General features: G+C 70.4%; 18 protein-coding genes and 1 riboswitch. Of the genes, 13 read left to right on the top strand and 5 right to left on the bottom strand.

Annotation, left to right across the window (positions count from 1 at the left end; translation table 11 throughout):
* Window positions 1-459: 459 nt before the first annotated feature.
* Window positions 460-840 (top strand): hypothetical protein, encoded by a 381-nt coding sequence (locus ABH941_RS26715; RefSeq protein ID WP_370132057.1) that lies wholly within the window; start codon window positions 460-462, stop codon window positions 838-840.
* Window positions 837-1,430 (top strand): N-acetyltransferase family protein, encoded by a 594-nt coding sequence (locus tag ABH941_RS26710; RefSeq protein ID WP_370132056.1) that lies wholly within the window; start codon window positions 837-839, stop codon window positions 1,428-1,430. The genes ABH941_RS26715 and ABH941_RS26710 overlap by 4 nt, the downstream gene beginning before the upstream one ends.
* Window positions 1,431-1,573: 143 nt before the next feature.
* On the opposite strand, the gene ABH941_RS26705 is transcribed toward ABH941_RS26710, so the two are convergent.
* Window positions 1,574-2,953, bottom strand: coding sequence for a salicylate synthase (locus ABH941_RS26705; protein WP_370132055.1), 1,380 nt, complete (start codon window positions 2,951-2,953; stop codon window positions 1,574-1,576).
* A gap of 38 nt (window positions 2,954-2,991) precedes the next feature.
* Window positions 2,992-3,783, bottom strand: coding sequence for a trans-aconitate 2-methyltransferase (locus tag ABH941_RS26700; protein WP_370132054.1), 792 nt, complete (start codon window positions 3,781-3,783; stop codon window positions 2,992-2,994).
* 941 nt (window positions 3,784-4,724) lie between these two features.
* Here ABH941_RS26700 and ABH941_RS26695 point away from each other — a divergent pair.
* The 3 genes from ABH941_RS26695 to ABH941_RS26685 all read left to right on the top strand — a co-directional run bounded on the left by ABH941_RS26695 (window position 4,725) and on the right by ABH941_RS26685 (window position 6,968).
* Entirely contained in the window at window positions 4,725-5,540 is an 816-nt protein-coding gene (locus ABH941_RS26695) for a peptidoglycan-binding protein (protein ID WP_370132053.1), read from the top strand.
* Window positions 5,537-6,418, top strand: coding sequence for a DUF2690 domain-containing protein (locus ABH941_RS26690; RefSeq protein ID WP_370132052.1), 882 nt, complete (start codon window positions 5,537-5,539; stop codon window positions 6,416-6,418). Before ABH941_RS26695 ends, ABH941_RS26690 begins: the two co-directional genes overlap by 4 nt.
* Window positions 6,419-6,599: 181 nt before the next feature.
* The gene (locus ABH941_RS26685) at window positions 6,600-6,968 is read left to right on the top strand and encodes an ATP-binding protein (RefSeq protein ID WP_370132051.1); all 369 of its coding nucleotides are present in this window, start codon (window positions 6,600-6,602) and stop codon (window positions 6,966-6,968) included.
* A gap of 7 nt (window positions 6,969-6,975) precedes the next feature.
* Here the strand turns inward: ABH941_RS26685 and ABH941_RS26680 are convergent, their stop codons facing one another.
* Both ABH941_RS26680 and ABH941_RS26675 read right to left on the bottom strand, forming a co-directional pair.
* Window positions 6,976-8,469, bottom strand: a complete 1,494-nt coding sequence (locus ABH941_RS26680; protein WP_370132050.1) for an endo-1,4-beta-xylanase — start codon at window positions 8,467-8,469, stop codon at window positions 6,976-6,978.
* 183 nt (window positions 8,470-8,652) lie between these two features.
* Entirely contained in the window at window positions 8,653-9,666 is a 1,014-nt protein-coding gene (locus ABH941_RS26675; RefSeq protein ID WP_370132049.1) for a LacI family DNA-binding transcriptional regulator, read from the bottom strand.
* Between the two features lie 195 nt (window positions 9,667-9,861).
* Here ABH941_RS26675 and ABH941_RS26670 point away from each other — a divergent pair, with 195 nt between their 5' ends.
* From ABH941_RS26670 to ABH941_RS26645, 6 genes are all read left to right on the top strand, one after another.
* Window positions 9,862-11,205, top strand: a complete 1,344-nt coding sequence (locus ABH941_RS26670; RefSeq protein ID WP_370132048.1) for an ABC transporter substrate-binding protein — start codon at window positions 9,862-9,864, stop codon at window positions 11,203-11,205.
* Window positions 11,202-12,137: a carbohydrate ABC transporter permease gene (locus tag ABH941_RS26665; protein ID WP_370132047.1), complete on the top strand. Its 936-nt coding sequence runs from the start codon at window positions 11,202-11,204 to the stop codon at window positions 12,135-12,137. Before ABH941_RS26670 ends, ABH941_RS26665 begins: the two co-directional genes overlap by 4 nt.
* Window positions 12,137-12,955, top strand: coding sequence for a carbohydrate ABC transporter permease (locus ABH941_RS26660; protein ID WP_134008417.1), 819 nt, complete (start codon window positions 12,137-12,139; stop codon window positions 12,953-12,955). The genes ABH941_RS26665 and ABH941_RS26660 overlap by 1 nt, the downstream gene beginning before the upstream one ends.
* A 74-nt stretch (window positions 12,956-13,029) precedes the next feature.
* A complete protein-coding gene (locus tag ABH941_RS26655) occupies window positions 13,030-15,336 on the top strand; it encodes a beta-glucosidase (RefSeq protein ID WP_370132068.1) in 2,307 nt (768 codons plus the stop codon).
* A gap of 99 nt (window positions 15,337-15,435) precedes the next feature.
* Window positions 15,436-17,160, top strand: a complete 1,725-nt coding sequence (locus tag ABH941_RS26650) for a sigma-70 family RNA polymerase sigma factor (protein WP_370132046.1) — start codon at window positions 15,436-15,438, stop codon at window positions 17,158-17,160.
* Window positions 17,161-17,241: 81 nt separating this feature from the next.
* Entirely contained in the window at window positions 17,242-19,275 is a 2,034-nt protein-coding gene (locus tag ABH941_RS26645; protein WP_370132045.1) for an autotransporter-associated beta strand repeat-containing protein, read from the top strand.
* On the opposite strand, the gene ABH941_RS26640 is transcribed toward ABH941_RS26645, so the two are convergent.
* Window positions 19,266-20,453, bottom strand: coding sequence for a hypothetical protein (locus ABH941_RS26640; protein ID WP_370132044.1), 1,188 nt, complete (start codon window positions 20,451-20,453; stop codon window positions 19,266-19,268). The two genes, ABH941_RS26645 and ABH941_RS26640, sit on opposite strands and share 10 nt — an antisense overlap.
* Window positions 20,454-20,458: 5 nt before the next feature.
* Window positions 20,459-20,621, bottom strand: a riboswitch (cyclic di-AMP (ydaO/yuaA leader).
* A gap of 249 nt (window positions 20,622-20,870) precedes the next feature.
* Between ABH941_RS26640 and ABH941_RS26635 the strand changes: the two genes are divergently transcribed.
* Window positions 20,871-22,022, top strand: coding sequence for an NADH:flavin oxidoreductase (locus tag ABH941_RS26635; protein WP_370132043.1), 1,152 nt, complete (start codon window positions 20,871-20,873; stop codon window positions 22,020-22,022).
* Between the two features lie 144 nt (window positions 22,023-22,166).
* Window positions 22,167-23,816, top strand: a complete 1,650-nt coding sequence (locus ABH941_RS26630; protein ID WP_370132042.1) for a cellulose binding domain-containing protein — start codon at window positions 22,167-22,169, stop codon at window positions 23,814-23,816.
* Window positions 23,817-23,904 lie beyond the last annotated feature (88 nt).

Below are 23,904 nucleotides of genomic sequence, written 5' to 3'. Positions count from 1 at the left end.
CTTCGATGTCACACGACCCCAGCCTGCACCCAGAACAGCAGCCCGTCACCAGCCCCACCGAACCGATCACCAGCTACGAAAATCTTGTATGAGCCTGCATTTGGGGTCACTCGACCTACTTTGGGGTCACTCGTCCGACAGATCCTGCCGCATATGTCCGATATGCCGTCAAGTCAGTGACCCCAAAGTAGGTCGAGTGACCCCAAAATGGACCACGCCGACCGCCGCGCGCCCCCTGGCCAGCCCGCACGCCCCCCGCACGGGCCTACGGCGCCCAGCCAGGATGCCCCCTCCCGGTAGTTGGCCCGCGAGCGCAGCGAGCAACAGCAACAAGCCACGGACGGCGGAGGGCGGCAACGAACGCGCCATGTAAGCCACCCACAGCTTCCGCAAACACGCCAGCCCGCACCTGGCCGGAACCCGATGCACGTTGTGACCCTGGCCGGGTAGGCGCGACCCATGGACACCCCCTCGGAACCCACTGCCCCGCATCCGCATTCGCATCCCCGGCACTACCCGTTGAGCCGACGCTCCGTCAGGCTCGCCAACCTCACTCTGTGGCTGTTCGGCTTGCTGGCCGCCGTCAGCGTCTTCTCGCTCGCCCGCGAGGCCCTGGCTCCGTCCTGGCCGCTGGGGCGCGCCGTCGCCCACTGCGCCGTCCTGGCCGTCTCCGCGGGCCTGTGCTACGCCGCCCTACTGGTGCTGCACCGCCACAAGGCCGCGCTCTCCAGTCCGGTGGCGAAGCCCCCCACCCTGCTGGCGAACCCGCCCAAGGCAGGCCGTCCCACGGGCCGTCCGGCACTCCGTCAGGAGCATGGCTGGTTACGCTGCAGATCATGAATACGGCCATGACCAGCAGCAGTGGAGCCAGTGAGCCCGTCATCCTTGACGCTGCGGAGCTGACGTCCGATCCGGACCGCGTGGCCCGGTTCGCGGAGTCGGCCCACGTGATCCTTGCCGACCTGGTCCGTGCAGGGGCTGCACTTGGTTGGGTCGAACCTCCGTCGCGTGATGAGGTGTCGGAACTCCTCGGTCACGTCATCTCGGCGGCGCACGCAGGCGATGCAGCCCTGCGTGCCGCCTACCTCGACCGTCGACTGGTCGGGCTGGGGTACTGGCTGCGCTACGTGCGACCGACCCATCGCCCGCACGCCGACCTGGAGAAGATCGCGGTGGCCCCGACTGCCCATGGTCGCGGCATCGGTCGGGCACTCACCGCCGGCTTGATCGCTGACGCCAAGCGGGCCGGGATCGAGGTCCTCACCCTTGACGCCCGGGGCGACAACAGCAACGCCCTGCACCTCTACCGATCGTTGGGCTTCAGCGAATGCGGACGTCTGCCCGACTTCGTCGCCGTCGGCGCCCGCCGCTTCGACAAGGTCTTCTACATGCTGGACCTCCGCCAGGACGGGTGCGCCCATGGGGGCTGAAATCTCGCGCATGCGTGCGAGTTCGTCCGAGTCCTGACGCAACAGGGCGGCACAGTTCGTGCTGGTGCGGGTGGTTGCCTGCCGCGTAGGCGGGTCGATGCCTCCGGGTCCCGGGCGCGAGGAGTGCTGCGGTGCAGAGAAGGTCATCCGGTCGGCAGCGACTGCGGTGAGCGGGCCGACACCAGACAGCGGGCGACGCTGCGCAGCTTCTCGCAGGTCTCCTCGTGCTCACGCTCAGGAAGCGACTGGCCCACGATGCCGGCTCCGGCCTGCAGCCAGGTGCGGTCGCCGTCCTGGAAGATGCTGCGCAGCACCAGCGCGGCGTCCAGGCTGCCCTCGCTGTCGCAGACCATGACCGCTCCCGCGTACAGTCCGCGTTCCTGCCCTTCCAGTTGGCGGATGAGCTCGTAGGCGGGACGCTTGGGGATCCCGGTGGCGGTGACGGCGGGGAAGAGCGCCGCGAAGGCGGTCCACATGCGGCCATGGACGGGCAGCCGGCCGCTCACCGTCGAGGCGAGGTGCTGTACGCTGCCGCGTTCCCGAACGGCCATGAACTCGCCGATGCCCACCGAGTCGGGTTCGCACACAGCGGCGACCTCGTCCCAGGCGAGCTTCACCGAGACCGCGTGTTCGTAGATCTCCTTGGGGTCGGCCAGCAGTTCGGCGCACAGCTGCCGGTCGCGGGCGGGCGAACCGGTGCAGGCGCGGGTGCCCGCCAGCGGCTGGGTGGTGACCTGTCCTTCGGGCGAGACCACCACGACGGTCTCCGGGCTGAACCCGGCCGCCCGCATCCGGCCTAGGTCGAGCAGGAAGGAGCGGGCGGGAGTGTTGTTCCTGCGACCGGCGACATAACTGCCGATCAGGTCCACCGCGGCCCCCACCTCGACGACGCGCGAGATGATGACCTTCTCCAGCAGGCCGGCGCGGATGTCCAGCACGGCTGCCGCGACAGCCGCCCGGTAGTTGCGGCTGTCCTCGACCGCCACGTCGAGCACGTCGACCACTTCGACCGCGACGTCCGGGTCGGCGGTGTGGTCGGGGACGGGATGGTCGTCCAGCAGGCCCTGCGTCAGCGAGTCCAGCAGCTGCGGATCGGTCGACCGCAGCACCATGTCCTCCGCGGTGATGCGCACTTCGGTCTGCGGCACCACCAGGTGCAGCAGGTCCGCGTCCCCCACCTGATCCCCAGCGCCGGCCAGCAGCTGCGCCAACTCGAAGGCGGCCCAGCCGTACGCACGCCAGCCGGCTATGCCGGTCGTCGCGAGGAACTGCTCGACGACCCCCAACGGGTTGCCCGTGCACGGAACCCGCCGGGTGTCCCCGCCCACCTGCTGCACCGCCCAGTCGCGCGACAACCGCAGGCAGGCCAGGCTGCCGCCGGCGAAGTGCCAGGCCTGGTCGCTCTCGTAGACCAGGTACTGGTCGAACCGCCCCGAGCTCGCCAGCTGCGCGACAGTGAGCAGCGGGTTCCGCGGCGGCGGGAGATGTACCTCCCGATAGCGGACGGAATCATCGGTCCTCATCACAGGTTCCTCTCTCTGATTGCTGTTCGGGCCTGGTCCTACCGCGGTTGACGCCCACAGACCGTGACCAGGGGGTAGGAGTTGACGGCGAATGCCGGGTTCTTCAGTAGGGACCAGAAGTCCCCCAGCTCGCCGAAGGTGATGCCGCCGGCCAGCAACCGGTCCTCGACCTGCTCGGTGTTGACCCGGTGCAGGTGGATGCCGGGGCTGCCTCCGGGCCACGCCTCGGCGTAGGTCGTGGCCGCAAGCTCCGTCAGCCCGGCCTGGAACATGGCGCCGTAGACCCGGCGGCCCCACAGCGGATCGGCCCCGGCCTCGGTCAGCAACCGCATCAGGTGGGTGTGGACCTTGTCGAACAGCCTGGCCGCGCCGGGATCCGGAGCGGAGAGCACCGGAATCCAGCCACAGTCGAACTCCTCCAGGACCAGCCAGCCGCCGGGCTTCAGCGCCGACACCAACCGGTCCAGAACCGCGCGGCGCTGAGGCAGGTGCAGCAGGACCAGCCGGGCGTGGACGAGGTCGAAGGCATCGTCGGGCAGGACGTCGTTGACGATGTCGTGCCGGGCGACCGTCAGGTTGGGACGCTCGCTCAGCGGGCCCTCGGCCTGCGGGACGAGATCGGTGAGCAGGACCTGCCCGGTCGGACCCACGACATCGGCCAGCCAGGCCCCGAGGGAACCCCCGCCACCCCCCACCTCCAGACAGTGCCAACCGGCCCCGACCCCGGTCTGCGCGAGGCGCAGCCGCGACACCGGGTCGTAGCAGGTCTCCAACGCACTGAAGCGCTCCGGTGCCTGAACAGCCGAGCTGTCGAACACATAGCGGGACATGGTGACGCACCTCCGGACCGGACTCCCGACGCACCCTCAGCGGCGAGCGGTGTCTGCGGCCCCCAGCACAGCAGCTACAAGCACCGCCGGGGGTGGATGGCGGGGGCGGGGGTGTTGAATATCCGTCGGCGTTGAACGGGGGCGGTTGTCGCGGCTTCGGGGAGGCGGGGCGACGCAGCCGGTTGTTGGCGGCAGCTGTGGGTGGCTTACATGGCGCCACCGTTGCCGCCCTCCGCCGCCCGTGGCTTGTTGCTGTTGCTCGCTCCGCTCGCGGCGACAAGGCCGGGAGGGGTGCGCGTTCTCGCCGTTGCCGGGCGGCAGGGCAGTCGGTGGCGGGGGCCTGCAGAAACGATCCTTCCCGGTGGCTTGGCCGGTTTTGGGTCACTCCCCATACGTTCGGGTCACTCATCCGACGCCTCCTGCCCGCAATGTCCGGATTGGGCGTCGAGGGAGTGACCCGAACGTATAGGCAGTGACCCGAAAAGCCCGGCCCGAGGGGGAACCGGGGTCACTTTCGGGACAAGGTGTCACTTGATCATGCCGCAATGCCCCATTTGCCCCGATCCTCGCGTACCAAAACTGCCCCGGCGTCCCAAAAGTGACCCCGGTTCGGCCGAAGCCCTGCCGCAGAACCGTTTCTGCGACACCCCCACCCGCGACCCCCAGCCCGGCGACGGCGCCCGGCCCCGACCTGGCTCCCCCGCTGCTGTTGGACCGCGAGCGAAGCGAGCAACAGCAACAAGCCACGGACGGGGGCGGGCGGCAACGGTGGCGCCATGTAAGCCACCCACCGCTGCCGCCGACCAGCGGAGACGCCCCGCCTCCCCCACCCCACCTCCCCCGCCGCACCCCGGGTGCGAGGTTCGTTACCAAAAGCCGCTACGATCACCGGCCGGGATCCGAGGGGGTCTCACAGGGGGTCGACAAGAGGTGGTGGGGTTGTGGCGCGTTGGAAGGCGCTGCCCGGTGGGCTTGACCCGGCGGTCGTGGAGTTCGTGGGCGAGTTGCGTCGTACGAAGGACGGCAGTGGGTTGAGTCTGCGGCGGCTTGCCGTCCGCACTGGCTACAGTGCCTCGTCGTGGGAGCGCTATCTCGGCGGACGGCTGCTGCCGCCGCGCGAGGCGGTGGAAGCACTGGCCGGGGTGGCCGAAGTGGCCGAAATAGCCGGGGAGGATCAGGCACGGCTGCTGGCGCGGTACGAGATGGCAGCGGATGCCTGGCAGCGGGACCAGCCCGAGGGCTCCTTGCAGCAGGGACAGGATGCCAGCGGTCACGGCCTGGCCGGCCGCGTCGCGGACACGCCCGACCAGGCCGTTGCTGCCGCCGCAGTGACTGACCGCCACGGCAGGGAGGCGCGCCTCCAGCTGCTCGTGACTGCCGTGGTCTCGGCGGCTGTGGGCGCGACGGTCGCGACGCTGGTCGTTCTCGCGGTCCGGAGTCCGACCGTGATCAACCCCGCCCCCGCGAGCGCGGTGGTGCAGCAGCCGGTCTCGTATGCCTGCAACTACGTCCGTAGCGCCGGACTCTGGTACGCCGGGAACAGCACCACCCTGACCGACCCACTCGAAGTCGACAAGACCGGTCCTGACGTGGCCGAGCTGCAGTGCCTGCTGCGACGTGCGGGGATCTCCCCCGGCGGCATCGACGGCAGTTTCGGCCCGTTGACCGAGGCCGCGGTCATCAAAGCGCAGAAGAAGTACGGGTTGGGCGTCGACGGACAGGTGGGACCGAAGACCTGGGCAGCGTTGCGCGGATGACCCGCACCCCGCCAGAATGCGCGCGCCTGGCCGCCGAACTGCACCTGCTGCGCGAGCGCAGTGGGCTGACGCTGTCCGCGCTGGCGGCCAAGTCGCCCTACAGCAGGTCGTCCTGGCAACGCTATCTGGCGGGGCAGGTCCTCCCACCCTGGCCGGCCGTGCAGACCCTGTGCGGCCTGGCCGAGGAGCCCGAACCGCGCATGAGGGCCCTGTGGGAGCTGGCCGACTCGGCCTGGAGCCGGCGCACCGCGACGCGCCCGACCCCATCGGTCCCGTCGGTCCCGTCGGTACCGTCGGTCCCATCCACCCGATCGACCGAGCCGGACACGCCAGAGAGCCCGCAGGTCACCTACGTCCGGACCGGGATATCGACCGCTGAACCTGCACCCCGACCGGTCCGGAACCGGAAGCGGTGGGTGATCGGCGTCGCCTCGGGCGCCGTCGCGGCACTGGCGTGGACGGCCCTCACGGTCTCTGCCGCGGATGACCGGACCACCTCCGGTCAGTCCACGGGCTTCCACGTCACCTGTACGGGAACCGCCTGCAACGGGCAGGACCCGGGGACGACGCTGTGCGGAGTCGAACCGCAGACCCTGCTCAACGTCCAGACCGCGACCGGAGTCGGGCTGGAGATCCGCTACAACCCGCTCTGCCAGGCTGCCTGGGCCAGAGTCTGGAACGCCGCCTCCGGGGACAGGCTCACCTTCTCGGCTCCGGGCCAGCCGAGCCAGAGCACCACCGTCACGCACTCGAGCAACCGCGACCCGTTCAGCTACACGCGTCTGGTGGCCGTCGCAGGTAAGAGTTTGCTCCTGAAAGCCTGCGTGATGATCCGGCCGGGCAAGGTCGACGAGTGCTACACGGCACCGCTGCCCTGATCGACAGGAAGGGGTCTCCCGCCGCAGTTTTCGCGTTCGCCGTTTATTGACATCGTTTGATGGCAAGGTTGTACCCGTGGCGGCATATGACAGTGTGGATGTCCGGTTACACATCGAACCGCTGCCGAATGAGCAACGGGTGCACTTCTTCGAACATCTTCGGGATCCGGAGAGTGGCGAGATGCGCCTACCCGCTCATCCGGCGTCATGTTCAGTCGCGCGTGAGCTCACCAACGAGATCCTCCAGTCCTGGGGACTGGAGGATCTCGCTGACACCGCAGCGCAGTTGGTGGCCGAGCTCGCCGCGAACTCGATCATCCACAGTGGCGGCAGCACCCTGCGGTTGCGGGTGGTCCGGCGCGGGGGATCGGTCCGCATAGAGGTCCGGGACCCCTCGCAGCAACTGCCGCTGCTGATCATCGGTGGCGATGTCGAGGACGACCACGGCCGCGGGATGCATGTGGTCGACGCCCTTGCCGACCGCTGGGGAGCGGACCTGCTCCCCTACGGCAAGGGCGTCTGGTGCGACCTGCACATCCCACGCGGCTGACGGCTGGTCAACCTACGCTGCAGGCACTGCCGTTGAGGGTGAAGGAGGCCGGGGCCGCGGTGTTCCCGGCGTGGGTGGCCTGGAACCCGATCGTGGTGGCGGCGCCGGGGGCCAGGGTGCCGTTGTAGCTGAGGCTGGTCGCCTTGACGGTCCCGGTGGAGGGGCTGATCGTGGTGTTCCAGGCCGAAGTGACGGTCTGTCCGGAGGCCAGCGTGAAGCCCAGGGACCAGCCGTTGACGGTACTGGTACCGGTGTTGGTGATGGTGATGTTCTCGGTCAGGCCGGTGTTCCAGGCGTTGACCACGTCAGCGACCCTGCAGGACCCGGCCGCCCCGGTCGGACTCGACGTCGGCGAGGCGGAAGCCGACGCCGACGCCGACGGGGAGCTGGTGGACCCGGCCCCGCCCAGCGCCGTCACCGCGGCGTTGTAGGCGGGCTTGGGCTGGTAGTTGCTGTCGTACATGGTCGCCGCCCCGTAGCCGGAGAAGAAGCCCGGGATCCATGAGTCGGCGTCGCCGACGCCCCACTGGGAGACTCCCACGCAGCCGCTGACGCCAAGACAGTCGTTGATCACGGTGGCGTAGTCGGTGGCCTGCTGGGCGAGGTTGGCGGCGGTGGCCGGGAGCAGGATCCGGTCGTCCAGCTCGGTGACGGCGACGTTCACCCCGAGCGCGGTGAAGCGCTGCATATTGGCCTTCATCGTCGACGGCACCTGGCCGAGGATGAAGTGGCTCTCCAGCCCCACGCCGTCGATCGGGACGCCCTGCGACCTGAGCGAGGCGACCAGGCTGTACATCGCGTCGCTCTTGGCGTTCTCGCCCTCGATGTTGTAGTCGTTCAGGTAGAGCTTGGCATTGGGGTCCGCTACGTGGGCGGTGCGCAGCGCGTCGGCGATGTAGCCGCTGCCCATCGCGGCGTAGAAGGCGTCCTGCCGCAGCGTCCCGTCGTCGTTGAAGGGCTCGTTGACGACATCCCAGGAGTAGACCTTGCCCTTGTAGTGGGTGGCCTCGGTGGTGATGTGGCTCTCCATGGCCGCCTGCACCTGGGCGGTGGGCAGGCTGCTCACCCAGGAGGGCAGTTGGCTGTGCCAGACCAGGTTGTGACCTCGCACGCGCATACCGTTCGCCTGGGCGTAGGAGACGATCGCGTCGCCGGGCGCGAAGTTGTACGTTCCGTTCGACGGCTCGGTGGTGTCCCACTTCATCTCGTTGCCCGGGGTCACCATGTCGAACTGGCTGGAGGCGACGGCGGTGAGGGTGGAGTTGCTGAGGTTGGACTGGGTGAGGGCGGTGCCGAAGTAGACGCCCTTCGCCTCGGCCAGGGTCTTCAGGCTGGTTCCCGCCGCGCCGGCCTGCGTGCCCAGGGCGGTGAGCAGCAGCGCTCCGGCCGCGACCGTGGCCGCGGCGACGAGGAGGCCGCGCCGGACGAGGGTGCGGGCGGGGTGCTGCGCGGGGCTGACGCGTACTGAGCTGCGGTTGGCCCCGTAGTCGTGTGCTGTCACCGGTGGTGTCCTTTCCACAAGGGTGGGTGGGGAGAAGGGACGTGCGGTGGTGCAGACGTGCCCTAAATGAGACGTGGGCATGACACTCTGTTCAGATCGAAAGTTTCGACCATATTCCCGAATGTCAGCGGTGACCCTAGGACCGCCCCGCCGATCCGTCAACACCCCCACCGGAGCCCGACGTCAGCGCCCGGCTGCCCGCGGCCGCATCGTGCTGCTGCGCTCCACCAGGCTGGTGGCCAGATCCACCCGAAGGGTGCTCGGCTTCCTGCCGCGCGCCAGGTCGAGCACCATCCGGGTGGCGACCTCGGCCATCTCGGTCAGCGGCTGGCGCACCGTGGTGAGCGGCGGGCCCACCCAGCGGGCCAGTGGCAGGTCGTCGAAGCCGACCACGCTCAGGTCCTCGGGGATCCGCAGCCCGATCTCCCGGGCGGCCTCGTACAGGCCCAGCGCCTGCAGGTCGTTGCCGGTGAACACGGCGGTGGGCCGCTCCGGCAGGCGCAGCAGTTCCAGCCCGGCGACATGTCCGGCCTCGTGATGGAAGTCCCCCTCGCGGACCAGGCCCGGGTCGTACGCGATCCCGGCGGTCTCCAGCGCCGCCCGGTAGCCGTCGGTCCTGGCCCGGCTGCACATCATCCGCGCAGGTCCGGAGATCACGCCGATCCGCCGGTGCCCCAGCTCCAGCAGGTGCCGGGTGGCGGCCAGGCCGCCGTGCCAGTTGGTCGCGCCCACGGCCGGCACGTCCTGGCCGGGGTCGCCGGCCGGGTCCATCACCACGAACGGGATGTCGCGGCTGGCCAGTTGCTCCTGCTGCGCGCGGTCCAGCCCGGACAGCACCAGGACCACGCCCATCGGCCGACGGGCCAGCACGCCGTCCATCCAGGACTGGCCGAGGCTGAGCCGCCCGGACGACTCGGACAGCACGACGCTGAGGCCCTCCTCGCGCACCACGTTCTCGACGCCGCGGATGACCTCCATCGCCCAGGCGCTCTCCAGCTCGTGGAAGACCAGCTCCAGCAGCGGTGACGCCTGCGTGGAACTGCGGCGCCGGCGGTAGCCGTGCCGGCGCAGCAGCTCCTCGATGCGCTCCCGGGTGGCCGGGGCCACGTCGGCCCTGCCGTTCAGCACTTTCGAAACGGTCGGAGTCGAGACGCCGGCCTCCCGGGCGATCTCCGCCAGTGTCGCCGTCCCGGTCATGGCCCCTCCCCTGCTACCCGTCGTGCCTGCGGATTCGGTGCCGCGGATGACTTCACGCCACGGATGGTAGTCCCTGGGAGGCGGAAAAACGCAGTGACTCAGCCCTGCGCCGACTCTTGACGACCCCTGCCTCCGGGCCTACGTTTCCCCACGACATTCGGAAAGTTCTCCGAAACAATCGAGAGCAGGCAGGCCATGAGATCCCCCGCTTCCGTGTCCCATAGCCGTACGTCCCGCAACAGATCCGCTCGCACGAGAGTCGTCGTGTCCGCCCTGGCGTGCACCCTGGTGGCGGGGGTGACCGCCGGCTGCGGCTCCGGCGGGAGCGGCTCCGCGAGCAGCTCGGGCACCATCCACATCCTGGTCTACGGGGACGCCGGCAACACGGTGGAGAAGCAGATCGTCGACACCTTCAACAAGACCTCCAAGGTCAAGGCGGTCCTGGACACCATCCCCGGGGCCAACTACCAGCAGAAGCTCCAGACGATCATCAACACCCCGCAGGCCCCGGACGTCTTCTTCAACTGGGGCGGCGGCAGCATCGCGCCCTTCGTCAAGGACGGCCTGCTGCTGCCGCTGGACAGCTTCATCGCCGCCGACCCGAACCTCAAGTCCGCCTTCCTGCCCTCGGTGTTCAACACCGCTGTGATCGGCGGCAAGGCCTACGGGGTCCCCATGCGCGGCACCCAGCCGGTGCTGCTCTTCGACAACAAGAAGGTGCTCGCCGACACCGGCCTCACCCCGCCCGCCACCTGGGACCAACTGATCGCCGACGTGCAGACGTTGAAGGCCAAGGGCAAGACCCCGATCGCGCTCGGCGGCGGGGACCAGTGGCCGACGCTGATGTGGTTCGAGTACCTCTACGACCGCGTCGCGGGCCCCGGGCTGTTCGAGAAGGCCCTCGGCGGCGACACCAGCGCCTGGGCGAGCGCCGACAGCCAGAAGGCCCTGAGCATGCTCAAGCAGCTGGTCGACGCGGGCGCCTTCGGCAGCAACTTCGACTCGGTGAAGTTCACTGACGGTGGATCACCCGCCCTGCTGGCCAAGGGCAAGGCCGCGTTCGAGCTGATGGGCTCGTGGGAGTACGCCACCCAGAAGACCGCCAACCCGGACTTCACCAGGACCGACCTCGGCTACAGCAACTTCCCCACCATCACCGGCGGCACCGGCGACCCCAACGACGTCGTCGGCAACACCAACAACTTCTACTCTGTGCTGAAGAACACCAAGCACCCCGACGCGGTCGCGCAGTTCCTCAAGCTCATGTACTCCGACGAGTTCGTGAAGGCGCAGCTGGGCATCGGCAACCTGCCCACCACCACCAACACCCCGCAGTTCCTGACGACCTCCACCGACCCGGCGTACGACACGTACCAGTACAACCTGGTCAAGCAGGCGCCCTCGTTCCAGCTCTCCTGGGACCAGGCCTACCCGCCCTCGGCGACCACCGTGATGCACCAGGCCGTCCAGCAGTTCATGGACGGCAAGATGGACGCCGCCGCGTTCATCAAGGCCATGCAGAGCCTGCCGACCTCATGACCAGCATCGCCACCACCCTCGCCGCCGCGGCAGGACGCCGCCGCGCGGTACGGAGCGGCGTCGGGGCCACCCGCCCAGGCCTGGCCTGGGCGGTACCCGCGACCGTCTTCTTCAGCCTCTTCGCGATCGTTCCGCTGGTCCTGGTCGCGGTCCTCTCCTTCACCGGCTGGAACGGGATCGGCTCGCCGAAGTGGATCGGGCTCTCCAACTGGACCGCGCTCTGGCACGACCCGGTCATGCTCAAGAGCCTGTGGCTGAGCACGCTGCTGACCACGCTCGGCGTGGTGATCCAGACCCCGATCAGCATCCTGCTCGGGGTGTGGGCCGCCGGGCACCAGCGCAACCGCGCGGTCCTGTCGGCGATCTACTTCGTCCCGCTGCTGCTCTCGGTGACCGCGGTCTCGGTGCTGTGGCGGGCCCTGCTCGACCCCAACTTCGGGGTCCCCTCCGACGCGGGCTGGCTGTTCGGCAACGGCAACCTGCTCGGCACCCAGAGCGGCTCCATCGGCGTGCTGGCCTTCGTCGGCGCCTGGCAGTGGACGCCGCTGCACACCCTGATCTACCAGGGCGGCGCCCGTGCCGTCCCGCAGGTGCTCTACCAGGCCGCGGCCATCGACGGGGCGGGGACGGTGCGTCAGTTCTTCCACATCACCCTGCCGCAGCTGCGCAACACGATCATCACCTCCATGGTGCTGATGGTCGTCGGCGGGCTGACCACCTTTGACACCGTGCTGATCCTCACCCAGGGCGGCCCCGGCACCGACACCACCATCAGCGCCTACTACATGTACCAACAGGGCTTCCTGAGCTTCGACTTCGGCGGGGCCTCGGCCATCGCCCTGGTGCTGGTGGTGGTCGCCACGCTGATCTCGCTGGTCATGGTCCGGCTGACCGGCTACGACAGGATGAACAGCACCGCGGAGGGACTGTGATGCGGCAACGCCCCAACTACCTCGCCGGGTTCGGCTCGCTGGTCTGGCTCTTCCTGGTCGGTCTGCCGCTGTACGTGATGCTGACCGCGACGCTGCGCACCCAGTCCGACTACTCCACGTCCGGCCCGCTGAGCTTCCCCACCCACCTGACCCTGCAGAACTACCTGGACGACTTCTCCAACGGCTTCGGCCGGGACTTCCTCAACACCATCGTGGTCACCCTGTCCGTGGTCGCCATCGTGCTGCTGGTGGTGCCGCCGCTGGCCTACGCCATCACCAGAAGCCGCCACCGCACCATGAGCACGGTCTTCCGGATCTTCCTGCTCGGCCTGGCCATCCCCGCGCAGGCGGTGATCGTGCCGATGTTCTACGTCATCAGCAAGGCGGGCCTGTACGACAACCTGGTCGGCGTCATCCTGCCCACCGCGGCCTTCTCCCTGCCCATCTGCACCATCATCCTGACCGGGGCGATGCGCGACATCACCTCCGAGCTGTACGAGGCGATGGCAGTTGACGGAGCGTCACCAGCACGTGTCTTCCGGCAGCTGGTGCTGCCGCTGTCCAAGGGCGGCCTGTCCACCATCGTCGTCTTCTCCGCGCTGCAGGCCTGGAACGGATTCCTCTTCCCGCTGGTGCTGACCCAGTCCGACTCGACCAAGGTGATCACCCTGGGCCTCTACAACTTCCAGACCGAGCACGGGGTCGACGTCCCCGGCCTGCTCAGCGCCGTGCTGCTGTCCATGCTGCCCATCCTGGTCGTCTACCTGTTCGCCCGCCGCGCCCTGGTCCGCGGGCTCATGGGGGTCGGCGGAAAGTGACAGAGCGATTGAACCCCACCCCGAGCACCTCCTCCTCCCCCACGTCCACCGCGCCGCGCTGGCAGGACACCTCACTGCCGGCCGGCGAACGCGCCGACGCCCTGATCGCCGCGATGACCCTGCGCGAGAAGGTCGCCCAGCTGGTCGGCGTCTGGGTCGGCGCCTCCGCCGAGGGCGACGAGGTCGCCCCCCACCAGCACGACCTGGAGGAGCCGGTCGACCTCGACGCCCTGCTCCCGCACGGGCTGGGCCAGTTGACCCGTCCGTTCGGCACCGCACCGATCGACCCCGCCCTCGGCGCGCTGTCGCTGCTGCGCAGCCAGCGCCGGATCGCCGCGGCCAACCGCTTCGGGATCCCGGCGCTGGCCCACGAGGAGTGCCTGGCCGGCTTCGCCGCCTGGGGCGCCACCGCCTACCCGGTCCCGCTGTCCTGGGGGGCCACCTTCAACCCGGAGCTGGTCCGGGCGATGGCGGCCGCCATCGGCCGGGACATGCGCGCCGTGGGCGTCCACCAGGGGCTGGCCCCGGTCCTCGACGTGGTGCGCGACGCGCGCTGGGGCCGGGTCGAGGAGACCATCGGCGAGGACCCCTACCTGGTCGGCACCATCGCCACCGCGTATGTGGTCGGCCTGGAGTCGGCCGGGATCATCGCCACCCTCAAGCACTTCGCCGGCTACTCCGCCTCCACGGCCGGCCGCAACCTCGCCCCGGTCGCCATGGGCCCCCGCGAGCGCGCCGACGTCATCCTGCCGCCGTTCGAGATGGCCGTCCGCGAGGGCCGTCCCCGCTCGGTGATGTCCGCCTACACCGACACCGACGGCATCCCCTCCGCCGCCGACCAGGACCTGCTGACCGGCCTGCTCCGCGACACCTGGGGCTTCACCGGGACCGTGGTCGCCGACTACTTCGGCATCGCGTTCCTCAAGCTGCTGCACGGGGTCGCCGCGGACTGGGGCGACGCGGCGGGGATCGCGCTGGCAGGCGGGGTCGACGTGGAGCTGCCCACCGTCAGGACCTTCGGTGAGCCGCTGCTGGCCGCCGTCGCCTCCGGAGCCGTGCCCGAGCAGCTGGTGGACCGCGCGCTGCGGCGGGTCCTGGTGCAGAAGGCCGGACTCGGACTGCTCGACCCGGACTGGGACCCGGTCCCGTCCGCACTGGGCAGCATCGATTTGGACGCCCCGGGCCTGCTGCGCGGCCGCGTCGACCTGGACACCCCGGCCAACCGGGCACTGGCCGAGGAGGTCGCCGAGCAGGCCGTGGTTCTGCTGCGCAACGACGGAACGCTGCCGCTGCCCCGCCCGCGCCGGATCGCGGTGATCGGACCGAACGCCGACACCCCGCGCGCCCTGCTGGGCTGCTACGCCTTTCCGGTGCACGTCGGCGGCATGCACCCGGAGATGCCGGCCGGCATCGACCTGCCGACGCTGCTCGACCAGGTCACCGCCGAGTTCCCGGCCAGCGAGGTGGTCACCGCGCCGGGCACGACCGTCGACGGCGACGACGCCTCGGGCATCGCCGAGGCCGCGGAACTGGCCCGGGGCGCGGACGTGGTGCTGCTCGCTCTCGGCGACCGGGCCGGCCTGTTCGGACGCGGCACCAGCGGCGAGGGCTGCGACGCCGAGTCGCTCGAACTCCCGGGCCTGCAACAACAGTTGCTGGACGCGCTGCTGGACGTGGGCACCCCGCTGGTGGTCGTCCTGCTGGCCGGACGCCCCTATGCGCTCGGACGCGCGGTGACCGAGGCGGCCGGCATCGTCCAGGCCTTCTTTCCCGGCGAGGCCGGGGCACGGGCCGTGGCCGGAGTGCTGAGCGGACGGGTCAACCCCTCCGGCCGGCTGCCGGTCAGCGTCCCCGGCCGTCCGGGCGTGCAGCCGTCCACCTATCTGGCCGCCCGGCTCGCCCGGGCCAGCAGTGTCTCCAGCACCGATCCGACTCCGGCGTACGGCTTCGGCCACGGGCTGTCCTACACCGACTTCGACTGGTCCGACCTGGAACTGGTCGAGGCCGCCGCCGATACCGCCGGTGAGTTCAGGATCGCCCTGACCGTGCGCAACACCGGCGGGCGCAGCGGCACCGAGGTCGTCCAGCTCTACCTGCACGACCCGGTCGCCTCGGTGGTCCAGCCGGTGCAGCGGCTGATCGGCTACCGCCGGATACCGCTGGCCGCGGGCGAACGGGCCCGGCTGCGGATCACCGTCCCGGCCGACCTGGCGTCCTTCACCGGGCGTGACGGACAGCGGATCGTCGAGCCGGGCGAGCTGGAACTGCGGCTGGCGGCCTCGTGCACCGAGACCCGACTCACCGCCCGGGTGACCCTGACCGGGCCGGTCCGCGCCCTCGACCACCTGCGCAGGCTGCACGCGGATTTCGAGGTCGACTGACATCCACGATCGGTACACCGGATTCTTGTTATCCTCACCAGCCGCATCGCATCTGCTGTTCAGGGGGTCCGAGCGTCCCGCGAGAGGATACGAACGGCAGTGCTGCACAATCCCGACACCGAGCTGGTGGTTGCCGCGTCCGCCGGGGACCAGCGGGCTCTGGACGACCTGGTCGCGGACTGCCTGCCGCTGGTCTACAACGTCGTCGGCCGGGCGCTCAGCGGCCACGCGGACGTGGACGACGTGGTGCAGGACACCATGCTGAGCGTGGTGAACGGCCTGGACCGGCTGCGCGACGCGGAGCGCTTCCGGTCCTGGCTGGTCTCGATCGCCATGCAGAAGATCCGCGAACGGTGGCGACGCCAGCAGGCCCGGCCGGCCCCCGGCTTCCTCGACGAGATGCTCGGACTGCCCGATCCGGACGCGGACTTCGTCGACCTCACGATCTTCCGGCTGGAACTGTCGGACCAGCGCCAGGAGATCGCGGAGGCCACCCGCTGGATCGAGCCGGCCGAGCGCGACGTGCTGTCCCTGTGGTGGCTGGAGGCGGCCGGCGAGCTCACCCGCGCCGAGCTGGCCGAAGCGCTCCAACTCACGCCGCAGCACACGGCGGTACGGGTGCAGCGGCTCAAGGAGCGCCTGGAGGCGGCCCGGGTCGTGGTCCGCGCGCTGCGCGCGACGCCGCCGTGCCCGGACCTGGTCGCGCTGACCGAGGTCTGGGACGGGATTCCGGCTCCGCTGTGGCGCAAGCGGCTGGTGCGGCACGCCAACGAGTGCTCGGCCTGCTCGCTGCACTGGCGGGATCTGCTCCCGCCCGAGGGACTGCTCGCCGGCATCGCCCTGGTGCCGCCACCGCCGGGCCTCACCCTCGGCGCGCTGCTGCACGGGAGCGCCGCTCATGCCGTCGCGGGTCATGCCGCCGGCCTGGGCGGACGAGTCGGCCACCTGGTGCAGTACCTGATGGCGAAACCCGTCGCCGCCGCGGCAGCAGGCGCCCTGGCGCTGGGCGGCGGTGCCGCTGCCGGCTACGCCGTCCTGGCCCAGCCACCGCACAGGGCACCACAGCCCATCGCCGCCACCGCGCCTCCCAGCGCGACCCCGGTCTCCAGCAGCGCGGCCATACCCAGCACGACCCCGAGCACCACGCCCGCACCCGCCGCCCCGCACTACGGCCAGACCGTGGACCACGCGGAGAGCGCCCCGTCCGCCACCGCCAAGCCCGGCCCGCTGCCGGTACGGCCGCAGATCGCGCCGGTGTCCATCTCCGGAACGTTCGGGTCCCAACACCCCGGCGCCAACGGTGAGATGTATGTGCTGACCCACCGGGGCGACAACCTCACCATCACCGGGCGCGGCTACCTCCTGGTGCGCTGGCAAATCCTGACCCTCGGGCAGATCTTCCCGCCGACCTGGACCGGACTCAGCGGCAAGCTGTTCCATGTCGCCTCCGGCGGCGGGCGACGGATGGACGACCTCAAACCGGGCACCACCGTCGCGGGCACCTGGATGGGAGACCGCAACCAGGGCTACGCCACGCTGGTCACGGGGGCCCAACAGATGTGGCAGAACGAGTACTTCTACCTGGACGGCACGGTCACCCTGCACCTGAACCAGACCGGCCTCCGCTACTCGCTGATCGTCTCCCCCAGCACCTGGCAGGCCGTCAGCGCCGACATCGACCAGGCGCCCAACCCCGCGGCCGGACTGGTCCGCTACGGCCTGGTCCGGGACACCGGCAACGACGCCGCTCCAGTCCCGCAGTACCTGACCCGGTCGAGCCCCGCCGACCCCTTCTCGGTCGCGCAGCTCTCACGACTGTCCTAGCGAAAGCTGTTATCGCCGGGCCAACAGTCGCATCTCCCATGGTGAGCGTTGATTCGATCCGACCGTCGGGAGAAACGGCACATGAGCAAGCAGACTGGCGCACACCGGATTCGCCGCGGCCGGGTCGTGGTCGCCGGGTCGGTGGCACTCGCGGCCGTGGGCGCTCCGCTCCTCGCCTCGCAGCTGCAGGCCTCGGCGGCCACCACCGACATCACGGCCGCGATCCGGGCCGGGCAGAACGTCACCCTCACCGGCGACGCGGTGGTGAACCTCCCCGCCGGGACGACCACCTACAACGGCGTCATCAGCGGCACCGGAACGCTCACCGTCAACGCCCCCACCGGCTCCGGAACTCTCGTGCTCACCAAGGACAGTGACTTCACCCTGCCCGCGTCGCGCCGCCACCAGACGGTGACCACCACCAAGGCCGCCCATCCGGTGACCACGGTCACCGACCCCGACGAACCGGCCGTGATCGTCAGCCGCGGCGCCACCCTGCAGTACAGCGGCACGGGCTCCACCGGCATCATCGGCCACTACCCCTACGGCACCCCCGGATACGCGCTGAACGAGGACAACATCCGGGTCGACGGCACGCTGGTGCTGCAGACGGTGAACCGGAACTACAACCTCGGCACCATCAGCGGCTCGGGACTGATCCTCCAGCCGCGCTTCACCTGGGGATCCCTGGACCTGGCCGGTACGCACCCGTTCAGCGGCGTCATCTACAACGGCACCGGAATGGCGCTCGCCAAACCGTGGTACCCGCTGTCACTGCCCGACGCCAAGGCCGTCGTGAACGAGGGCTCGGCCATCATCGGCACCCCGTACGACTACACCCTGAGGCTGCGTCAGAACTTCTACGAGGACCACTACGGCAACGACATCAACTTCCACACGGCCAGGGGTGGACTGGTCATCGTCAGCGGGGTGTACAGCTACGCGGACCAGGGAGTGCCCAGCAACCCCTCGCTGAGCGACCCGGCGCTCAACCGCAGCACGTCCGTGGGCAACGCCAACACCCGTGGCGTCAACATCGAAGGCGCGCACGTCCAGTGGGGCGACGGGACCAGCAGCCGGTTCTTCCTCCCGGCCACCCCCGCCAACTCCTACATCAACATCCACAGGAACGGCACGCTGGCCTTTGACTACAACGGGCCGGTCACCCTGGACACGCCCATATCCGGCGGCGTCTACCACAACTCGCTCAGCACCCCCGCGTACAGCGACGTCAGCCTGGTGGCCCAGCCGGGCAACGCGGTGACCTTCGCGACGCCGATGAACTACCACGGCACCACCACCATCGGTGCCGGCGCCACGCTGACCCTCGGCACCGGAGCCGCCAGCGGTGACTCCGCCCTGCTCACCGGGACCGCCTCGGACACCGTCGACGACCGGGGCACCCTGGTGGTCCGCAACGCGGGCAGGGCCGTCTCACTGTCCCGGATCAGCGGCCCCGGCTCCCTCGTCCAGGCCGGCTCCGCCACGACCACCCTGACCGGCCCGATCTCCTACACCGGCGGCACCACCGTCTCCGCGGGCACCCTCACCGTCGCCGGCGGCAGTCTCGCCACCAGCAGCGGCGTCGACCTGACCCGGCCGGGGGCCGTCCTGGACCTGCGCAAGGCAGGCGACCAGACCGTCCGGAGCCTGTCCGGCGTCCAGGGCAGCACCATCCTGCTCGGCAGCAACACCCTGACCGTGGACACGGCCGAGTCCACCGTCTTCAGCGGCCGGATCGTCGGCGGAACCCTGAACAAGACCGGCACCGGCTCACTGACCCTCACCGACAAGGCCACCCCGGCCGGACACGGCTGGACGACCGGGACAGCACCGCAGGCAACCGCCGGCGCGCACCCGACCGCGAGCGCGAGCCCGAGCACGGGAGCGACCGCAGCGGCGACGTCGGCCGGGAGCCCGGCAGCTACCGCGTCCGGCGCTCTGGCCCAGACCGGAAGCTCCATGCCCACCCTCGGCATGGCCGGCGCGACCGCCGCCCTGCTGGCGACCGGCGCCACCCTGCTGGTGCGCAACCGCCGCAGGTCAGCGGCCGAGACCGGGACCGGAGCCGGGACCGGCGGCGGGCATCGCCGCCGCAAGGGTCGTCAGCGGTAGACCCGGATGTAGTCGGCGGAGAAGGTGATCGGGCTCGTGGACGTCGGGGCCGGGTGGTACTGGCCCGCGCTGATCGACAGGTTGAGGATCAGGTAGGCGGACCAGTTCGCGCCGACGCCGGAGCCGTCCGAGTAGACCTTGGCGCCGTTGACGTACCAGTCCACCGAGTTCGCGCCGTAGTAGGTGCCGATCGTCACCCAGCTGTCGGGGGCCACCGCCGAGGCGTTGGTGTAGTAGTTCTGCCCCGAGGTGACGTGGTTGGTCAGCTCCAGCAGGTTGGGGTTGTCGGGGTGGTACTCGAAGGAGTCGATCTCCCCGTTGCCGTTCTTCCAGGTCCACAGGGCCGGCCAGGCGCCTGCGGCGGACGGCAGCTTGACCCGGGTCTCGACGTAGTCGCCGGTCTTGACCTGGAAGCCCTCGTTCGAGCCCTCGGTGGTGAGCATGCCGGTGGTCCAGGCCTGCTTGCCGTTCTCCAGGGTGTGCGAGGACGGCTGCGCCGTGAAGGTGGCGACGCCGTTGGCGACGCTGACGTCGTTCTGGTCGAGCCAGTCGAGCTTGTTGTCGTTCGGGTTGTGGGTGCCGTAGGCGTACGAGCTGCTGGTGCTGCCGACCCAGCGGGAGCCCCAGGAGATCGGGCTGTTGAACTCGTCCGACCAGGTCAGGGACTTCCCGGCGATCGGGGCGGCGGTGCTCGGCGTGCTGCTGGCAGTCGGCGTGGCGGTCGGCGTCGCGGTGGGAGTCGCGGTCGGCGTGCTGCTGGCCGCCGCGGTGACCTTCAGCGTCTTCGAGGTGAGGTTGTGCCAGGTGCCCGCGCTGTCCTGCCAGAAACCGAACTCGGTGTAGGTCCCGACGGGCAGCGTACGGCTGCCGGTGGTGATGGAGACCCCGCTCGGGCAGATCCGGACGTTCGTATGCGATCCCGGGAAGTCCAGATTGTCGCCGGCCGCGTCCCGGACGCCTACGCCGAGCGTCTTGGCGGTGAAGCAGCTGGTGGAGTGCACCGTGAGTTTGGCTGTCGTCGCGGTGCCTGCGGTCATCGAGGTGGGAGTGAGCCGGTCCTGGGTGACACTGGTCGCGGCCTGGGCCGGGGTGGCGAGCGAGACGGCGGCCAGCGCGGCGGCGCCGGCCATCCCGACGGCCGCGCCGAGGCGTGCGGAGGCAGGGGCAGGTATGCGCATGACGGAGTTCCTCTGCGACGCCTGCGAGGTGAGCTGTCGGGTTGGGGCACGAGGATGCCCGGTCGCGCGTGGCGCGACTTCACCCCGAGCCGGATCGCGCCTGTGGCGGCGCTGGGACCGGCGACTGACCTGGGTCCCCCGCTCCTGCCCGTGGAGCGTTTCGAGTGCCTGCGACCGGGTGGACAGGATTCGGCGTCCCGGTGGCGAGGTCCGCGTGCGGCGGAGACAGCAGGCTAGGCAGGCGGTTCGCCCAGGTGCAATGGAATGTGCCAGGGTTCACATAGGGCTTATAACGGACATTCGGCAGGCAACGGTGCCGCCGGGCGGTTCCCGCAACGCTGGAATGCGGCCGCCCCCGGTGCGGTTGAGAGCAACGCCACAGCCGTTTCCGCGCCATCTACTCATGGAGTTCCGCACGTGACCGTCAGTCCCTCCAGCCCCGCCAGTCCGTTCAGCTCCTCCGCCGCCCGCGCGGCCCAGCTCCTGTCGAGGCCGCTCACCCTGGGCGGGCTGACCGTCCCGAACCGGATCGTGATGGCCCCGATGACCCGGAAGTTCTCGCCGGGAGGCGTCCCGGGCGAGGCCGTGGCCGCCTACTACGCCCGACGCGCCGCCGGCGGCGTCGGACTGATCGTGACCGAGGGCACCTATGTGGGCCACGAGTCCGCTGGGCAGAGCGACAGCGTCCCGCGCTTCCACGGCGAGGAGCAGCTGGCCGGCTGGGCGAAGGTCGCCGAGGCCGTGCATGCGGCGGGCGGCAGGATCGTCCCGCAGCTCTGGCACATCGGCATGGTCCGCAACCCGGGCGAGCCCCCGTTCGCGGACGCCCCGGCCGTCGGCCCCTCCGGGATCCGGCTGGACGGCACCGAGGGCGCCGGCAAGGCGATGACCCAGGACGACCTGGACGAGGTCGTCGCGGCCTTCGCCCGGGCCGCGGCCGACGCCGAGCGCATCGGCTTCGACGGTGTCGAGCTGCACGGCGCCCACGGCTACCTCATCGACCAGTTCCTGTGGTCCAGCACCAACCGCCGCGCCGACGCCTACGGCGGCGACCCGGTGGCCCGTACCCGGTTCGGCGCCGAGATCGTGGCCGCGGTCCGCGCCGCGGTCTCGCCGGAGTTCCCGGTGATCTTCCGCTTCTCGCAGTGGAAGTCCGAGAACTACGACGCCCGGCTCGCCGACAGCCCCGCCGAGCTCGACGCGCTGCTCGCCCCGCTGGCCGCGGCCGGTGTGGACGCCTTCCACGCCTCCACCCGGCGCTACTGGCTGCCCGAGTTCGACGGCTCGGACCTGAACCTGGCCGGCTGGACCAGGAAGCTCACCGGCAAGCCGGTCATCACGGTCGGGTCGGTCGGCCTGGACGGCGACTTCATCCGCGGCTTCCAGGGCGAGAGCGCCCCGGTCAAGGGCATCGACGACCTGCTGGACCGGCTGGAGCGCGAGGAGTTCGACCTGGTCGCCGTGGGCCGCGCGCTGCTGCAGGATCCGGAGTGGGCCGCCAAGGTCCTCGCCGGCCGCTTCGACGAGCTGGACGCGTACCACCCGTCGGCGCTCCGCAGCCTGGTCTGAGAGCTCCGGTCGTGGTGTCAGGTCCAGGCCATTCCCTTGACGCCGGGCAATGGTCTGGACCATCGTGTGAGGGCCGCGGCTGAACGCCCCCACACACCTCAGCAGCACATGACCTGTGCTGCCCCCACGCTGAGGAGAACGCCGATGAGGCGTCTCGCCATGCCCTTCACCACGGCCAGAACCGGAGCCGTCGCCACAGCGTCCGCAGCCGCCGCGGCCCTGGCCGCCGCGGGGCTGCTGGTCCCGGCCAGTGCCCACGCCGCCTCCGGACTCACCGGGCTGATCGCGAACTTCGCGGTCACCCAGAGCTGGCAGGGCGGATTCGAGGGCGGCTACACCATCACCAACGACACCAATGCGACCGTCACCACCTGGTCCCTCGTCTTCGACCTCCCCACCGGCGAAGCGGTCACCAGCGTCTGGAACGGCACCCTCACCCACTCCGGCAACGTCTACACGATCACCGCGCCCAGTTGGGCGAGCCCGCTCGCCCCGGGCGCGACCGCCGATGTGGTCGGGATGGACATCTCCACCGGCGCCACCCAGACCCCGCCCGCCGACTGCCTCATCAACAACCAGCCCTGCCAGGGCGTCCCCGCCGACACGGTCGCGCCGTCGACACCGACCGGACTGGCCGTCAGCGGAACCGGACCCGGCAGCATCGCGCTGTCCTGGAAGGCGTCCACCGACAACGTCGGCGTCGCCGGATACCGCCTCTACGAGGGCAGTTCCGTGGTGGCGACGGTCACCGGCGCCACCGCCAACCTCACCGGACTGCTGGCCGGCAGCAGCCACACCGTCAGCGTCACCGCGTTCGACGCCGCGGGCAACGAGTCGGCGCACTCGGCCGCGGTGACCGGGGTGGCCGGCAGCGGCAGCGTCCCGGGCGCCGCCGCGCCCTATGTGGACCTCGGCGCCTGGCCCACGCCCAGCCTGCCGGCGATCGCGACCGCGACCGGGCTCAAGCAGTTCTCGCTGGGCTTCCTCATCAACGGCAGCACCGCCTGCACCGCCAGCTGGTTCGGCGCCTACGACCCGGCGTCCGGATGGGAGAAGGCCGACTTCGACGCGATCCGGGCGGCCGGCGGCGATGTCCGGCCCTCCTTCGGTGGCGCCAACGGCACCGAACTCGCCCAGTCCTGCACCACCGTGGCGGCCCTGGCCGCGCAGTACCAGAAGGTGGTCGACGCCTATGCGCTGGACCGCATCGACTTCGACATCGAGGGCGCCGCGGTCGCCGACCACGCCTCGGTCGACCGCAGGTCCGCGGCCATCGCCCAGGTCCAGGCGGCCCAGCGGGCCAAGGGCCGGGCGCTCAAGGTGACCCTGACGCTGCCGGTGCTGCCCAACGGGCTGACCACCGACGGCGTCTACATCCTGCAGTCCGCCAAGAACGCCGGAGTCGTGGTGGACGCCGTCAACGTCATGGCGATGGACTTCGGCGACTCGGCCGCGCCTTCACCTGCCGGGAAGATGGGCGCCTACGCAATCCAGTCCGCGCAGTCCACCCAGGCGCAGATCAAGCAGGTCTGGACCGGCCTGACCGACGCCCAGGCCTGGGCCATGGTCGGGGTCACCCCGATGCTGGGTCAGAACGACAACCCCACCGAGGTCTTCGGCCTCGCCGACGCCCAGCAGCTGATCGCCTTCGCCAAGCAGGACCACCTCGGCGAGCTGGCGTTCTGGGAGGTCACCCGGGACGCCAACGCCTGCACCGGCGGACTGTCCCAGTGCACCAACATCACCCAGACGCCCTACGAGTTCTCCAAGATGTTCGCCGGCTACACCGGCTGACACCGCCCAGGGCGCGCAGCACACAGACCGCACACAGGGGCGGCGGGCACTCCCCCGCCGCCCCTGCCGACGCCACATGGCACAGCGC

Source organism: Streptacidiphilus sp. EB103A (assembly GCF_041261405.1).
Taxonomy (GTDB): Bacteria; Actinomycetota; Actinomycetes; order Streptomycetales; family Streptomycetaceae; genus Streptacidiphilus.
This window is presented reverse-complemented; position numbering and strand designations above follow the sequence as displayed.

Excerpts from the sequence above, each read along its gene's own strand:
- ABH941_RS26710 (WP_370132056.1), top strand. The coding sequence starts at position 837 with ATGAATACGGCCATGACCAGCAGCAGTGGAGCCAGTGAGCCCGTCATC.
- ABH941_RS26715 (WP_370132057.1), top strand. The coding sequence starts at position 460 with ATGGACACCCCCTCGGAACCCACTGCCCCGCATCCGCATTCGCATCCC.
- ABH941_RS26685 (WP_370132051.1), top strand. The coding sequence starts at position 6,600 with ATGCGCCTACCCGCTCATCCGGCGTCATGTTCAGTCGCGCGTGAGCTC.
- ABH941_RS26640 (WP_370132044.1), bottom strand. The coding sequence starts at position 20,453 with ATGCGCATACCTGCCCCTGCCTCCGCACGCCTCGGCGCGGCCGTCGGG.
- ABH941_RS26705 (WP_370132055.1), bottom strand. The coding sequence starts at position 2,953 with ATGAGGACCGATGATTCCGTCCGCTATCGGGAGGTACATCTCCCGCCG.
- ABH941_RS26660 (WP_134008417.1), top strand. The coding sequence starts at position 12,137 with ATGCGGCAACGCCCCAACTACCTCGCCGGGTTCGGCTCGCTGGTCTGG.
- ABH941_RS26665 (WP_370132047.1), top strand. The coding sequence starts at position 11,202 with ATGACCAGCATCGCCACCACCCTCGCCGCCGCGGCAGGACGCCGCCGC.
- ABH941_RS26670 (WP_370132048.1), top strand. The coding sequence starts at position 9,862 with ATGAGATCCCCCGCTTCCGTGTCCCATAGCCGTACGTCCCGCAACAGA.
- ABH941_RS26645 (WP_370132045.1), top strand. The coding sequence starts at position 17,242 with ATGAGCAAGCAGACTGGCGCACACCGGATTCGCCGCGGCCGGGTCGTG.
- ABH941_RS26690 (WP_370132052.1), top strand. The coding sequence starts at position 5,537 with ATGACCCGCACCCCGCCAGAATGCGCGCGCCTGGCCGCCGAACTGCAC.
- ABH941_RS26675 (WP_370132049.1), bottom strand. The coding sequence starts at position 9,666 with ATGACCGGGACGGCGACACTGGCGGAGATCGCCCGGGAGGCCGGCGTC.
- ABH941_RS26700 (WP_370132054.1), bottom strand. The coding sequence starts at position 3,783 with ATGTCCCGCTATGTGTTCGACAGCTCGGCTGTTCAGGCACCGGAGCGC.
- ABH941_RS26630 (WP_370132042.1), top strand. The coding sequence starts at position 22,167 with ATGAGGCGTCTCGCCATGCCCTTCACCACGGCCAGAACCGGAGCCGTC.